At 71.5% G+C, this 13,735-nt stretch carries 13 protein-coding genes; 3 read left to right on the top strand and 10 right to left on the bottom strand.

The window, feature by feature from the left end; translation table 11 throughout:
• Nucleotides 1-23: 23 nt before the first annotated feature.
• The gene (locus tag HNR07_RS08790) at nt 24-1,121 is read right to left on the bottom strand and encodes a M20 family metallopeptidase (protein WP_184364224.1); all 1,098 of its coding nucleotides are present in this window, start codon (nt 1,119-1,121) and stop codon (nt 24-26) included.
• A gap of 9 nt (nt 1,122-1,130) precedes the next feature.
• Nucleotides 1,131-1,610, bottom strand: a complete 480-nt coding sequence (locus HNR07_RS08785) for an Lrp/AsnC family transcriptional regulator (protein ID WP_184364222.1) — start codon at nt 1,608-1,610, stop codon at nt 1,131-1,133.
• Between the two features lie 82 nt (nt 1,611-1,692).
• Here HNR07_RS08785 and HNR07_RS08780 point away from each other — a divergent pair, with 82 nt between their 5' ends.
• The 3 genes from HNR07_RS08780 to HNR07_RS08770 are packed head-to-tail and all read left to right on the top strand — an operon-like array spanning nt 1,693 to nt 4,920.
• The gene (locus HNR07_RS08780; RefSeq protein ID WP_184364220.1) at nt 1,693-2,688 is read left to right on the top strand and encodes a DMT family transporter; all 996 of its coding nucleotides are present in this window, start codon (nt 1,693-1,695) and stop codon (nt 2,686-2,688) included.
• Nucleotides 2,682-3,893 carry an aromatic amino acid transaminase gene (locus HNR07_RS08775; RefSeq protein ID WP_184364219.1) on the top strand — a complete coding sequence of 404 codons (1,212 nt, stop codon included), beginning with the start codon at nt 2,682-2,684 and terminating at the stop codon, nt 3,891-3,893. The genes HNR07_RS08780 and HNR07_RS08775 overlap by 7 nt, the downstream gene beginning before the upstream one ends.
• A gap of 25 nt (nt 3,894-3,918) precedes the next feature.
• Entirely contained in the window at nt 3,919-4,920 is a 1,002-nt protein-coding gene (locus HNR07_RS08770) for a TIGR00341 family protein (RefSeq protein ID WP_184364217.1), read from the top strand.
• Nucleotides 4,921-4,939: 19 nt separating this feature from the next.
• Here HNR07_RS08770 and HNR07_RS08765 read toward each other — a convergent pair whose 3' ends face one another.
• From HNR07_RS08765 to HNR07_RS08730, 8 genes are all read right to left on the bottom strand, one after another.
• Nucleotides 4,940-5,227 carry a LapA family protein gene (locus HNR07_RS08765; RefSeq protein WP_221318757.1) on the bottom strand — a complete coding sequence of 96 codons (288 nt, stop codon included), beginning with the start codon at nt 5,225-5,227 and terminating at the stop codon, nt 4,940-4,942.
• 381 nt (nt 5,228-5,608) lie between these two features.
• Complete coding sequence (locus HNR07_RS08760) at nt 5,609-6,418, bottom strand: glycosyltransferase family 2 protein (protein WP_246420194.1); 810 nt, start codon at nt 6,416-6,418, stop codon at nt 5,609-5,611.
• 117 nt (nt 6,419-6,535) lie between these two features.
• Nucleotides 6,536-6,694, bottom strand: coding sequence for a hypothetical protein (locus tag HNR07_RS08755; protein ID WP_184364215.1), 159 nt, complete (start codon nt 6,692-6,694; stop codon nt 6,536-6,538).
• Between the two features lie 182 nt (nt 6,695-6,876).
• Nucleotides 6,877-8,118, bottom strand: coding sequence for an AI-2E family transporter (locus tag HNR07_RS08750; protein ID WP_184364213.1), 1,242 nt, complete (start codon nt 8,116-8,118; stop codon nt 6,877-6,879).
• Nucleotides 8,119-8,184: 66 nt separating this feature from the next.
• On the bottom strand, nt 8,185-9,762 hold the full coding sequence (locus HNR07_RS08745) for a GMC family oxidoreductase (protein WP_184364211.1): 1,578 nt from the start codon (nt 9,760-9,762) through the stop codon (nt 8,185-8,187).
• Nucleotides 9,759-10,715, bottom strand: coding sequence for an alpha/beta hydrolase (locus HNR07_RS08740; RefSeq protein WP_184364209.1), 957 nt, complete (start codon nt 10,713-10,715; stop codon nt 9,759-9,761). Before HNR07_RS08740 ends, HNR07_RS08745 begins: the two co-directional genes overlap by 4 nt.
• Nucleotides 10,712-12,268: a flavin-containing monooxygenase gene (locus tag HNR07_RS08735; protein WP_184364207.1), complete on the bottom strand. Its 1,557-nt coding sequence runs from the start codon at nt 12,266-12,268 to the stop codon at nt 10,712-10,714. Before HNR07_RS08735 ends, HNR07_RS08740 begins: the two co-directional genes overlap by 4 nt.
• Nucleotides 12,265-13,578, bottom strand: coding sequence for a flavin monoamine oxidase family protein (locus HNR07_RS08730; protein ID WP_184364205.1), 1,314 nt, complete (start codon nt 13,576-13,578; stop codon nt 12,265-12,267). Before HNR07_RS08730 ends, HNR07_RS08735 begins: the two co-directional genes overlap by 4 nt.
• Nucleotides 13,579-13,735 lie beyond the last annotated feature (157 nt).

Below are 13,735 nucleotides of genomic sequence, written 5' to 3'. Positions count from 1 at the left end.
AGCCCTCTTCCTGACCAGGGCCCTCAGCCCCGGATCGCGCTCACCAGGCCGGCGGCCAGGTGCGCGCGCTCGGCCATCGAGTCCACCATCAGGTACTCGTGGTCGGCGTGCGCGCCGCCGCCGACCGCACCCAGGCCGTCCAGGGTCGGCACCCCCAGCGCAGCGGTGAAGTTCCCGTCGCTGCCGCCGCCGACCGCCACACCCTCGACGCCGGGCAGCAGCTTTCGGGCGTGAGCCAGCAGTTCCCCGGCCACCTCCGGGGGCATCGGCGGGCGGTTCACCGAACCGCTCACTGTGATCCGGGCCCCGTCCAGGTGCGGGGTCAGGGCCGCGAAGGCCGCCTCGACCCGGGCGCGCTCCGTGTCGCTGGCGACCCGCACGTCCACGGTGATCGACGCCTTCGCCGGGACCACGTTGTCCGTGGTCCCAGCGAAGGCCACCGTCGGTGTCACGGTCGTGCCGGCCTCCGGGCGGTTCAGCGCCGCGATGTCCAGTACCTGGCGGGCCGCCTCCACCAGGGCGTTCACCCCCGCCTCGGGCTCCAGGCCCGCGTGCGAGGCCCGGCCGTGCACCGTCACCTCGAAGGTCCCGCAGCCCTTGCGGGCGACCTTCAGGTGTCCGCCCTCGGCCGCGCCCTCGAAAACCAGGACCGCGCCGCAGGCTCGTGCCCGCTCCTCGATCAGCGCGCGCGAGTGGTGCGAGCCGACCTCCTCGTCGGCGGTCACCAGGAACTCCACCCCGGTCAGGTCGCCCAGGGCCGCCAGGCCGTGCACGGCCTGCACCAGCCCGCCGAGCATGTCGTACACCCCGGGGCCGGTGGCGCGCCCGTCCGCCACCCGGAAGGGGCGCCGCTCCAGGGTGCCGATCGGGAACACCGTGTCGTGGTGTCCCAGGACCAGTACCCGGGGCTCGCCCCCGCCCGACCATCGCACGTGCGGGCCGGCCGGGCTCGCGACGAGTTCCGCCCGTCCGCCCAACCGGTGTTCGATCATCGACGCCACCGCCTTGGCCGACCTCTCCAGGGCGGCCAGGTCACGTGAGGGGGACTCGGTCTCCACGAGCGTCCGCAGGTCCTCCAGCATCGCGTCGACGCTCACGCCGACACCTTCGTGCTTGTCCATGCCGACAGGCTACGGGCGCGCGCCCTCGCGGATCGGGAGCGGGGAGGTGGGTTTGGTGACGCTGATGGTGAAGGTGGTCTCGATGGAGGAGATCGCCGGGATGGCGCGGAGCTTGGTGCGCATCAGCTCCTCGTAGGCGGCGAACGAACCGGCGGCGACCTTCAGCAGGTAGTCGTGGTCGCCCGCGAGCAGGTAGGCCTCGATGACCTCCGGGATCTCCCGGATCGCCTCCTCCACCCGCTCCACCACCCCGGTGCCGTGCGAGTCCAGGCGCAGCCGAACGAACGCGGTGATGTCGAGCCCGACCGCGGTCGGGTCCACCACGGCGGTGTACTTGTCCACCACACCGGACTGCTCCAGGCGGCGCACCCGGCGCAGACACGGGGACGGGGACAGCCCCACCCGGTCGGCCAGTTCCTGGTTGCTGATCCGCCCGTCGCTCTGGAGTTCGTGCAGAATCCGCAGATCAATCTCGTCCAATGCGTTCATATGGCAGATTCTGCCAATATCGTCGTTCTGTAAGCAATAATTTGCAATCGTCAGTCTCGGTGTTTTCCGTACCGTCGCTCCTATGAGCAGACCAACCGGCGCCCCTTCCGCGCTCGCCAGCACCCCTTCGCTCGCCGTCGGGCTGGCCGCGATGGCGGCGACCGTGGTGCTGTGGGCCGGGTTCGCCCTGAGCATCCGCGGGATCGGTGCCTCCGACCTCACCGCCCTGGACACCGCCTTCCTCCGCTTCCTCACCCCGCTGATCGTCCTCGCCCCCTGGATCCCCCGAGCCCTGCGCCGCGTGCGCCGCGAACGCAAGGGCGTCCTGGCGGCGCTGTGCGTCGGCGCCGGGCTCCCGTACTTCCTCATCGCCGCCTGGGGCGGATCCCTGACCAGCGCCGCGCTGGTGGGGATCGTGATCCCGGGGACGGTGCCGCTGTTCGTCACCGTGCTGGCCTTCGGGCTCTGGCGGACCCGGGCCCGTCCCGCCCAGTTGGGCGCGCTGGTGCTGATCGTCCTGGGTGTGGCGGTGACCGTGGTGGCCGCCACCTCCCCGGACCGGGTCGCCGGGGTCGCTGTCCTGCTCTGCGCGGGACTGGTGTGGTCGGTGTACACCCTGGCGCTGCGCGAGACCGTGCTTGACCCGGTCAGTGCGGCGATCGTGCTCTGCGGTCCCTCCGCCCTGCTGTCCGGGGCGCCGATCCTGCTCGGCCTGGTCCCCTCCTCCCTGCCCCGGGGAGCCGCCCTCGGCGACGTCCTGACCTTCATCGTCGTGCAGGGAATCGGCGTGGGTGTGCTCGCCGCCCTCTGCTACGCCATCGCCATCCGCGGCCTCGGCGGTCCGGTCGCCGCGACCCTGGGCGCGCTCAGCCCGGTGCTGACCCTGCTCCTCGCCGTGCCGCTGTTCGGCGAGCCGGTCACCGTCGCGACCACGGTCACCCTGCTGCTGGTGCTGACCGGCGTGGTCGCCTTCAACCTCCTGGCCGCCCGGCCCGCACCACCGAGCCCGCCGTCTCCGCCCGACCTGCCCCGCACCCCGGCCGCGGGCCGCCGACCCGAACTGGAGCCCTCATGCTGATGCCGTCCATGCGCGCCCCGCGCACCGACCCCCTCTGGCAGCTCACCGCCGCCTGCGACGCGGACCGGCGCCCGCAGCGCCTGGACCTCATCGTCGGCGTCTACCGGGACGACACCGGCGCCTCCCCGGTCTTCGGCGCCGTCGCCGAGGCCGAACGCCGCCTCGCCGAACGCGCACCCTCCAAGGAGTACCTGGGCCCGGCGGGCAACCGCCCCTTCAGCGCCGCGCTCACCGAACTGCTCTTCCCCGCCGAACAGGTCCGCGACCGCACGCTCGCGGTCCAGTCGGTCGCCGGAACCGGGGCGCTGCGGCTGCTGGCCGAACTCCTCGCCGAGACCGGGCCCGACCGGACCGTGCACCTGGGCACCCCCGCCTACCTCAACCACCGCACGATCCTGCGCACCGCGGGGTTGCGCGTACGCGAGTACCCGATGCTGCTGCCCGACGGCCGCCCCGATCCCGACGCCGCCCTCGCCGCGATCGCCGGCGCAGCCCCCGGCGACGTGCTCCTGCTCCAGGGGTGCTGTCACAACCCCACCGGTACCGAGATGCCCGTACAGCGCTGGGAGGAGCTCGCCCACGCGATGGCCGCGCGCGGGGTGGTCCCCTTCATCGACCAGGCGTACTTCGGCCTGGGCGACGGGCTCGACGCCGACCTGGCGGGCATGCGCCGCATGCTCGAAGTCCTGCCCGAAGCGGTCGTCGCCGTCAGCGCCTCCAAGGCCTGGGGCCTGTACAACGAACGCACCGGCTGCGCGATCGTCGTCTCCGACGACCCCGCCCGCCGGGCGCACGCCTACAGCGTCCTGGAGACCGTCGCCCGCGCCGGCTACTCCCAGCCGCCGGACCACGGCGCGCGCATCGTCCACGAGATCCTCACCGGACCCGGCCTGCGCATGCGCTGGACCGACGAACTCGACGCCATGCGCGAGCGCCTGAGCGCCCTGCGCACCGCCCTGGCCGACGCCCTCGCCCACCGGACCGGAACCGCGGACTTCGAGCCGCTCCGCGAGCAGCGCGGCCTGTTCCTGCGCCTGCCCCTGACCGAAACCCAGATGGGCCTGCTGCGCCAGGACCACGCCGTCCACGGCCTGCCCTCGGGCCGGATCAACCTCGCCGGGATCCCCGCGCACCGCGTCGACCGCGTCGCCGACGCGGTCAGTAAAGTTCACCTGGCAGATCGCGCCGTGTCGTACTCCCGCTGAAGGGGGCCGCGGCGATACTCGACCCATGCTCAGCGGATTCCTCGAACGTGTCCTGCCCGCCTCGCAACGGCGTACGCCGGACGAGCTGGCCCAGGACCTCGACCTGTCGGTCGGCGACAGCCGGGCCAAGAGGTCGGCGTTCTGGACGATGCTGACACTGTCGTCGGTCATCGCGGCCGGCGGGGTGCTCACCGACTCCACCGCCACGGTGATCGGAGCCATGATCATCGCACCCCTGTCGACCCCGATCATGGGGATCGCCCTGGACATCGTCCGCCAGAGCCGGACCGGTGCTGTTCGGACGGTCGTGCTCGGCTGTCTGCTGGTGGTCGGCGTCGGGTTGCTGTTCTCCCTGGTGGTGCCGGGCGGCTACGACCTGCTCCAGAACGCGCAGGTCTCCGGGCGGACCTCGCCCGGGCTCATGGCTCTGGTCGCGGCGTTGGCGACCGGAGCGGCCGGGGCCGTGGGGCTGGCCCGCCGGGACGTCGCGGCGGTGCTTCCGGGCGTGGCCATCGCCATCTCGTTGGTTCCGCCCCTGGTGGTGGCGGGGGTCTGCCTGGGCAAGGCCGACCTGTGGCAGGCGGCGGGGGCGCTCGTGCTGTTCCTGTCCAACCTTCTCGCGCTGGTGTTCGCGGGGATGGTGGTGTTCGCGGCCTCCGGTTACGGCAAACCCCGGGAGCACCGGAACAGGCGGGCCGCGCGCAGGGCGTACCTGGCCCTGGGGTTGTTGTTCGCGGCCGTGTTCGTACCCCTGGCGGCCAACACGGCCGCCACCGTGCTGATCACGGTGTGGACCAACCGGGTCGAGGACGCGGCCGACCGGTGGCTGTCCGGACAGCCGGACTCCTCGGTGACGAGTGTGCGGCTGGTATCGAGGACCATGCACGTCGAGGTCCTCGTCGATGAGTCGGCGCCCTCGACGGACGATCTCCTGGCGGACCTGCGGGGCCGGATCCCCGCCCAGTTCCACGTGGTGGTGGACACGACGGCCGGTCAGCGTGTCGACGCCGGTCCGGTCGGAGGGTGAACCTCTCCGGTGAGGACCGTCATCTCCTCGAGCCCTTGCGCTTGCGGCGTTCCGAAGGGCGCAGCAGCAGCCCGATGGCCAGACCGACACAGACCGACACGGCCAGGGTGCCCCACAGCGGCGCCGTCAGGGAGATGAACAGGAGCTGGATCTCGGTCACGTCCCGGTTCTGGGTCACGAAGACGACCGCGACGACCAGCAGGCCCAGCGCCACCCACACACGGGGTGGGACCGAGGCTACGGAGAACCCCTTCGTGGACGTGCTGTCTCCGGACACGGCCTCTTCCCGCGGTGTGGGTGCCGTCATCGGATCGCCTCCTGCTCACAGAACCGTGGAATCAGCCGCCCGGAATGGTGGACCCCGCTCCGGCTGACCCGCGGTGCTCCCTTGCAGGCCCTCGCCTGCTCGGACAGCATTCCCCGGTCCGGGCACCGTCGAGGGCAGGCCGTGTCCAAATGTCGGCCCGGATTCGACAGGTGCGCACCCGTGCCCGGGCCGAAGGGGAACGAGGGCCCGAAGCGGGGGAGGGCGTTGAGCGGATCCGCCGTTTCATGGCCAACGCCGAGGCCGTGACCCACCCGGACACCACATCGGTGGACGCGCTCCGCGACTCACGGAGTGATGACGAAGAGAGGCCGAGGGCCCTGCCGCAAGGAGTGACACGGCCCTCGCCCTTTTCGGTTCCGGTTACGCGGAGACCTCGACCTTGTCGCGGGTACCCCACTGCGCGGTCCGACCGCAGGTGAGCATGGAGTCGTCGTTCATCTGCATGGGACGACCCATGAAGCTCTCGTTCTCGTACACCCCCGCGGCGTTCCGGACCAGGTGGGCCCGGTAGAAGGCCAACGTTCCCGAGTTGATGGTGACCCTGCGCATGACCGACTGCGCACTGCGCAGCCCTCGTGTGAACGGCAGGTAGAGCAGACCGGTCATCCGGGTCAGCAGGTTGGCGTCCCGGTTGAGCACGATGACGTGCCCGGCGACGGAACGCACCCGGGGATCGGCGAAGGGCGCCAAACCCTCCCGGACGGCGTGCCGGTCCATGACCGAGTCGCTGTCGAGCGTGGCGAAGATGTCCGCGTCGTCGTCGGCGAGGACGCGCACCTGCGCGAACCGCTTGCCCCGGTTGGGCGTGCGGTCCCACGTGGCGGTGGCCCCGGCCTCGGCGGCCCTGCGCAGGAACGCGTCGCGGATTCCGGCGTAGTCGACCACCGCCCCGGTGTCCGGATCGTGGGAGCCGTCGTCGACGACCCTGACCCGGTCCACCTTCCGGCTCTGTTCGAGTGCCGACCGCAGACACATCTCCAGGACCCGCGGGTCCTCGTTGTAGACGGGGATCTGCACGGTGACGAACAGTCGGTCGAGTGCCTCCCGCTGGTCGGCGGTGATCCGGAAGGGACGTTCGAACCAGGCCAGGGGAACCCACCACAGGAGCGCGAAGCACGCCAACCAGACCATGCCCAGGTTGGCTTCGGCTCCGATCCCGTGGCGGATCATGACGATGAGGTGAAGGGCCCCGGGACAGGAAGCCGCACAGGGCCAGAGCCCCGAGAGCGGCGACCACTCCGGGGCGCACACAGCGAGCCCGTGGAAGTTCGTCGAGTTGGCGGCTCACTACTGCGTCGGCCCCACCCCGGAGCGGAAGGAGAACCGGATACAGGCCGTGCCCACCAGTGTGAGAAGCAGGCCGATGGCGATGATCCACAGGTGTCCGGTGGCGAAGCCGGTGACGGCCAGGGTGGCTCCGGAGTCGGCCGCTGGTCCGTAGGGCATTTGATCACTCTCCGTTTCTTTTCGCCAGTCAGGATGACAGGGAGTGATGAGTGTTGGTTCTTGGGCCAGGAAAGGTCGATCACAGGTACGACCAGGAGGTGGTCGATGACGCTGAACGTGACCGCCACGAATCCGGATGGTCCGGTTTTCGGGAGGGGCCGTGCGCCTGCTGGGCCCTGGCCTCAGCCGCCTGCCCTGGTGCTGCCTGAGCCTTCCTGGGCGGGCTCCTCCCGGGCGCCTTCGTGCTCGTCCCCGGACTGCGGGTGCGCGGTCGGCCGGTTGCGCAGCAGAGCCGCCAGCACGGCCGCGACCGGGGTGGCCAGGAACAGGCCGGCGATGCCGCCGAGGATGCCGCCGATGGTGAGGGCGATCAGCACCACGGCCGAGGGCAGTTCCAGCGCCCGGCCGTAGATGCGCGGCGCGAACACGTTGCTCTCCAGCTGCTGCACGATGATGACCGCGGCGAGCACGACCAGCGCGATGATCCAGTTCTCGGTCACCAGGGCGACCAGAACCGCGATGAGCCCGCTCAGGAAGGCCCCGATGATCGGTAGGAACGCGCCGATGAACGTCAGCACGATCAGCGGGATGGCCAGGCTGGTGTCGAGGACGATGAGCAGCACGATGCCGATACCCACCGCGTCGAACACACCTACCAGCGCCACCCCCCGGATGTAGTTGCCCATCACGTCGTAGGACACCTGTGCGGAGTGGCGCAGGGTCGGGCGGGACCGGGGCGGGAACAGGCCGGCGACCCAGTCCATGAGCTTGTCGCCCGAGTGCACGAAGTAGATGGTCAGGACGATGATCAGCACGATCCCGAGTACGACGCGGGTCACGGCGGTGGTCGCTGTCCACGCACCGCTGAGGATCTGGTTGCTGTTCTCGGTGATCAGGGACTGCACCTGGGCCCAGGCGTTGTTGATCGCGTCGGTGAGCAGCGCCGGGTCCAGGCCGAAGGGCAGGTCCATGGTCTGGAGCTGGGTGACGGCGCGGTTGACGCTGTCCACGAGGGCGTCGAAGCTGGCGACGGCGGGGGTCACGATCAGGGTGACCGCCCCGCTGTAGACGATCAGGGCGACCAGCAGGGTGAGCACCGTCGACGTTCCGCGGCCGAACCCGCTCCGTTTGATCGGGTTCGGCCGGCGAAGCCAGTTGGCCAGGGGCATCAGCAGGGCGGTGAGGAACACCGCGATGATCATCGGGAGGGTGACCACCGCCAGGTAGGTGAGCGCGTAGACCAGCAGGCCCGCCAGCACACCGATGACCAGCAGGCGCCAGGCCGCGTCACTGATCACCCGCAGCAGGTCACCGGCGCGCGCGTCGTCCTCGGTCTCCTGTTCGGCCTCGGCCCCCTGCTGCTCGGCCTCCTGCCGGGCGTCGCGCTCGGCGCGTGCCCTGCGGGCGGCGTTCCACTTGTTCACAAGGGAGCCGACCCCTGGCCACTGGGATTGCACATCTACTCCGTTCCTCGGGCGCGTGAGCGTTCCTCACGCGCCCCTGGTGTGGCCGCCGCTCGCCTTGACGAGGTCGGCCGCCTTCTCCGCTGCCATGATCGTGGGCGCGTTGGTGTTGCCCCGCGGCACGGCCGGGAACACCGAGGCGTCCACGACCCGCAGGCCCTCCACGCCGAAGACGCGCAGTTGGGGGTCGACCACCGTGCCGATGGCACAGGTTGATGTTGGGTGGTACAGAGTCTGGCCGGATCGCCGTGCCCAGGCCAGGAGGTCAGCGTCCAAACCCCCGGTCGGCGTGTCGCCGAACGGCCCGGTGATGAGGTCGGCCAGGGCTGGTTGGGCGGCGATCTCCAGGGCGATCCGGATCCCGGCGAGCAGGCTGTCCCGGTCCTGCCGGGTGGTCAGGTAGTTGTGCGTGATCCGGGGCGCGGCGTCGGGCCTGGCCGAGCGCAGTGTCACCGCGCCCCGGCTGGTCGGTGCCAGGACACACGGCCCGAAGGCGAAACCGTGCTCGGTCGCGGCGCCCAGCCCTTCTTGATGGAACAGCACGTTGGCGGCGTGGAACTGCAGGTCGGGGGAGTCCAGGTCCTCCCTGCTGCGGAAGAACCCGCCGGTCTCGCCGATGTTGGAGGTCAGCGGTCCGCGCCCCTCGTTCTGCAGCAGCGCGGCGTTCTCCGGGGTCGGTGCCGCGAGCAGCGACGCGACGTCGGTACGGAAGTTCAGCAGCGCCATGTAGTGGTCCTGGAGCCCCTGGCCCACCGGAAGGTCGCGCACCACGTCGATGCCGAGGGCCGCCAGGGCGGCCGCGGGCCCGATCCCGGACAGCATCAGCAGCTTCGGGGACCCGTAGGCGCCCGCGCTCAGGACCACCTCGCGTTCGGCGCGCGCCATCTCGACGGTGCCGTCCCGTTCCATCTCCACACCGACGGCCCGGCCGTTCTCGATCACCACGCGGTGGGCCGTGGCCGAGGGGAAAACGGTCAGGTTGGGGCGTTCCAGGGCCGGGTGCAGGTAGGCCACAGAAGCGCTGCACCGCAGACCGCCGCGCTGGGTGAGCTGGTAGCGGCCCACCCCGAACTGGGTTCGGCCGTTGAAGTCGTCGTTGGCCGGGTACCCGGCCTGTTCGGCGGCCCGGACGAAGGCCGCGGGCAGCGGGTGCCCGGACCGGCCGTCGCTGACGGTCAGCGGTCCGCCAACCCCGTGGAACCGGTCCTCGCCGCGCTCGTTGTCCTCCGCCCGCCGGAAGTACGGCAGGACGTCGGCGTAGGCCCAGCCCTCGGCCCCGTCCCGGGCCCAGCGGTCGTAGTCGGCCCAGTCGCCCCGGATGTAGATCATCGCGTTGATCGAGCTGGAACCGCCGAACACCCGGCCTCGGGGCAGGTAGGCGCGCCGTCCGTCGATGCCCGGCTCGGGCTCGGTGTCCAGGTCCCAGTCCAGGCCGGACTTGAACAGCTGCGGAAAGGCGGCGGGGACGTGGATCTCCTGCGCGTGGTCGGGGCCGCCCGCCTCGATCAGCGCCACCCGGACGTCGGGGTCCTCGGACAACCGCGCCGCGAGCACACAGCCCGCGGATCCGGCGCCGACGATGATGTGGTCGTACGTACTGGTCATGCGCTGAGCGTTCCTTCTGCGGAGGGGGGTAGCCGTCGGTCGTTCGACGGGGTCAGGACGCGGGTGAGGAACTCGATCTGGTCGGCCAGCACCCGCAGCTGCCACGGTCCGTCGTAGACGTCGAAGTGGCCGAGCGGGTACTCACGCAGATATGCCCAGCGGCCCGCCTTCGAAGCGGCCCGGCGGGCGGCCGCGGGCGGAGCGACAAGGTCCTTGGTCCCCACCTGTATCAGCAGCGGACACCGCACGAACCCGGCGAAGAGCGTCGGCCGGTTCGGCCCCACCCGTAACGCGGCTCGGGCACGCACCGCGTTGATCCAGGTGGGACCCGCCATCGAGGCGATGATCCGCTCGGCGTCCGGGGTGGTCATGACCGCACTGGACCCGGGCGGGCCCACGATCGGCACATGGTGCGGCCGCCCCCGGGCCAGGGAGCGCGCGGCGTCGCGCAGCCCGTGCCCGGCCAGGCGCAGCAGCCGCCCGAACCCCGCGTGCCGCACCACGTGCGCCAGGGTGGCCAGCCCGTCCACGGCGGGTGTCAGCGAGACCACCGCCGCCACACCCCGGTCGCGCGCCGCCACCGCCAGTACGTGTCCGCCCGAGTACGACGTCCCCCACAGCACGATCCGGTCGGGGTCGATACCGGTCAGGCCGCGGGCTGCCGCGAGGGCCGCGTGGTAGTCCTGCCGCTGTCCGCGGACCGACACGTCCTGGCGCGGGGTGCCGCCGGAGGCCCCGAAACCGCGGTAGTCGAAGACGAACGCGTCGATCCCCGCTTCGGCGAAGCCCTCCGCGTAGCGCAGGAGCCCCGCGTCCCGGGTACCGCCGAAACCGTGCGCCATCACCACGCACGGCCGCCCTGACGCCGTGGCGAGGCGGTCGCTCACCGCGGGCAGGTGCCAGGCGGCGCATTCGTCGTCGTTCCTCCGGAAAGTGATCTCGCCCCTCTTCATCGGCGGCCCTCCGCGCGGGGGGCCGGTACGGCGGCCGGGGCCGAGGAGAACCGCAGCGCGTCGTCGGCGACCGGACCCCCGCGCAACCTCCGGACGTCCTTCTCGTAGGCCATCTCGACCGTCCACGGGCCCCGGGTCCCAGCCCGCGGGAACGCCCCGATCGCCCGGCGCACGTAACCGGCGCTCAGGTTCATCAGCGGTACCCGTTCCATGGCGGTGTCGGTCAGTACCGGTTGGACGATGTCGTGCCCGTGGGCGTCCATGTGGTCCAGCAGCCGGCAGAAGTGCTCGCAGACCAGGTCCACCTTGAGCGTCCACGACAGGTTCGTGTACCCGAGCGCGAAGACGAGGTTGGGCACCCCGTCGAGCATCATCGCCCTGAAGGCCGTGGTGTCCCGGGGCCGCACCTGCCGCCCGTCCACACTCAGCCGGATGCCGCCGAAGGGCACCATGTTGAGGCCGGTCGCGGTCACGACGAGGTCGGCGGGCAGTTCACGCCCGGATTCGAGCAGCAGGCCGTGCCGGGTGAAGCGCGCGATCCGGTCGGTCACCACCGAGGCACGCCCTGAGGAGAGCGCCTCGAACAGGTCGCCGTCGGGTACCACGCACAGCCGCTGGTCCCACGGGTCGTAGGCGGGGGAGAAATGGGTGTCCACGTCGAAGCCGTGGGGCAGGCGTCTGCGCACGTGGGCGATGAGCAGTTTGCGCATGAAGCCGGGGGTGCGTCGACAGGCCTTGTAGATCCCGCGGGTGAATATGATGTTCCGGCGCCGGATGAGGCGGTGGCCGAGTCGCTCGCCGACCAGCCGCCGCAGCCCGGCGGCCAGCCGGTCCCGGGACGGCATGGAGAAGACGTAGCTCGGCGAGCGCTGCAGCATGGAGACGTGCTCGGCCTCGGGTGCCATCGACGGCACCAGGGTGACGGCGGTGGCACCGCTGCCGATCACCACCACCCGCTTTCCGGTGTGGTCCAGGTCCTCGGGCCAGTGCTGGGGGTGAACCACCCGGCCCTCGAATTCCGTCGCCCCGGGGAAGTCGGGGGTGAATCCGGAGTCGTAGTCGTAGTAGCCGGTCCCCAGGAAGAGGAAGCGGGCGGTGAGGGTGACCGCCCGCGACTCGACGGCGCCCTGCGGGCCGGGCTCCCGCGGGTCGCTGACCTGGGCGGTGACGGTCCATCGCCCCTCGGCCGAGGAGAACTCCGCTCCGACCACCCGGTGGCCGTACCGGATGTGTCGCTCCACCCCGTGCTCGTGCGCGGTGCGGCGCAGGTAGTCCAGGATGCTGTGCCCCTCAGCGATCGCCCTTCGGCGCGTCCACGGCTGGAAGCCGTAGCCGAAGGTGGACATGTCCGAGTCCGAGCGGATGCCCGGATAGCGGAACAGGTCCCAGGTCCCGCCGAGCGAGGCGCGCCCCTCCAGGACGGCGAACGAGGTGCCCGGGCGGCGCGCCCTGAGCTGGCAGGCGGCGCCGATCCCGGAGATCCCGGCCCCGACGATCAGGACGTCGACGTCGGTGTCGGCGAACCGTCCCCGGTCCGCGGGTGTGGCGGTCACCGGTCTCTCCCCTCAGCCGTGGCGGCCAGGGCCGCCTCGATGTTCCGGGCGGCTCTGGCCCCGGTCTCCAGGGCGCCCTCGATCCCGCCCACGTAGACCGGGGCGATGTCGCCGCCGGCGAAGTGGATCCGCCCGTGGGGTTCCCGCACCAGCGGCAGCGCCCCGGTCAGGTCCCCGGGGCGGTGGTGGGCCCACGTGCCCCGGGCGAACGGGTCGCCGACCCAGTCATGGCCTGCGGTCTCCAACACCTCGATGCCGGGGACGAAAGTCCGCAGCGCGGTCTGGACTCCCGCGCGGTCGTCGGCGGCCAGCGACGCGGGATCGGAGACGAAGCAGACGACGAGCGTGTCGCCCTCGTGCCGGTGCTCCACCCGGGCGGTGGTGACGGGGTTCGAACCGAGCGGGGCGAAGGCCCCGAAGGGCTCGATCTCACCCCGGACACGGGCCCAGACCTTGGCGGTGCGTACCGGGTGCCCGCGCTCGATCAGGGAACGTACCGGGGGAGCGGGCTCAGGGGCGATCGCCACCTCGCCCAGGGTGTTCAGGGGCAGCGCCAGCACCGCGTGCCCGGCCCGGAAACGCTCGCCCGCGCGGGTGGTCACGGTGACCCCGCCACCGTCGTCCTCCACCGAGGCGACCGGGGTGGACAGGCGCAGCTCGGCCTTGGACTCGCCGAGCACGGCCTGCACGAGCCGGGTGGTCCCGCCTTCGATCGGCCAGAATCCGGCGGTCTCGAGGAAGGCGCCCCAGTCGCCGAAGGTCGTGGCCGCCCACAGCAGCATCTGGGCCAGGCCCTGCTCGCCGTAGGAGTGCACCAGCGTGGCCATCATGCCGTCCAGGACGTCGCGGTCGTGGGCGGACAGGTCCAGTTCGTCGAGCCGGTCGCCGAGGGTCTGCTTCTCCACGTCGCCGTTGTCGACGAGGCCGGGGGTGAGGGGGAGGGGGAAGCGGTCGCGGGCGTCGGCGAAGTAGCGGGCTGCCAGGGGAGCGGCGATCTCGGCGTACTCCTCCTGGCTGCCGGAGCGCACGGAGCCGTCGGCCAGCCAGTGCACGGTGTCGGCCTCGATCGGCACCTGTAGGGGGATGCCGTGGCGCTGGAGCTCGCGGCACACGTGCGGCTGGGACCAGTGCACGTAGCTGCCGCCGAGCTCCACCGGGTGGCCGAAGGCCTCGCCGGTGTGCGTGCGGCCGCCGACTCGCTCTCGCGCCTCCAGCAGGAGCACCGAGTGTCCTGCCGCTCCCAGGTCCCGTGCCGCGGTGATCCCGGCCAGGCCCGCGCCGATTACCACGACGTCACAGCTGTCGGTCATGACTCTCCGATCTGTCGCTCTCGCCCGCTGCGGCGAGGCGGTCGGTGGGCGTCCTGCCGCCCACGGATAGTAAACTCAATCTCGAATCGAGTTCGAGTTTATGGCACGGTGGTCGGCGCCTGTCAACCACGGAGCGGAGGAGTCATGGGAAGCGGGG

Origin of the sequence: Nocardiopsis metallicus (genome assembly GCF_014201115.1) — a bacterium.
Classification (GTDB): domain Bacteria; phylum Actinomycetota; class Actinomycetes; order Streptosporangiales; family Streptosporangiaceae; genus Nocardiopsis; species Nocardiopsis metallicus.
Note: the sequence above shows the minus strand (reverse complement) of the source record. Positions and strands in the feature narration are given on the sequence as shown.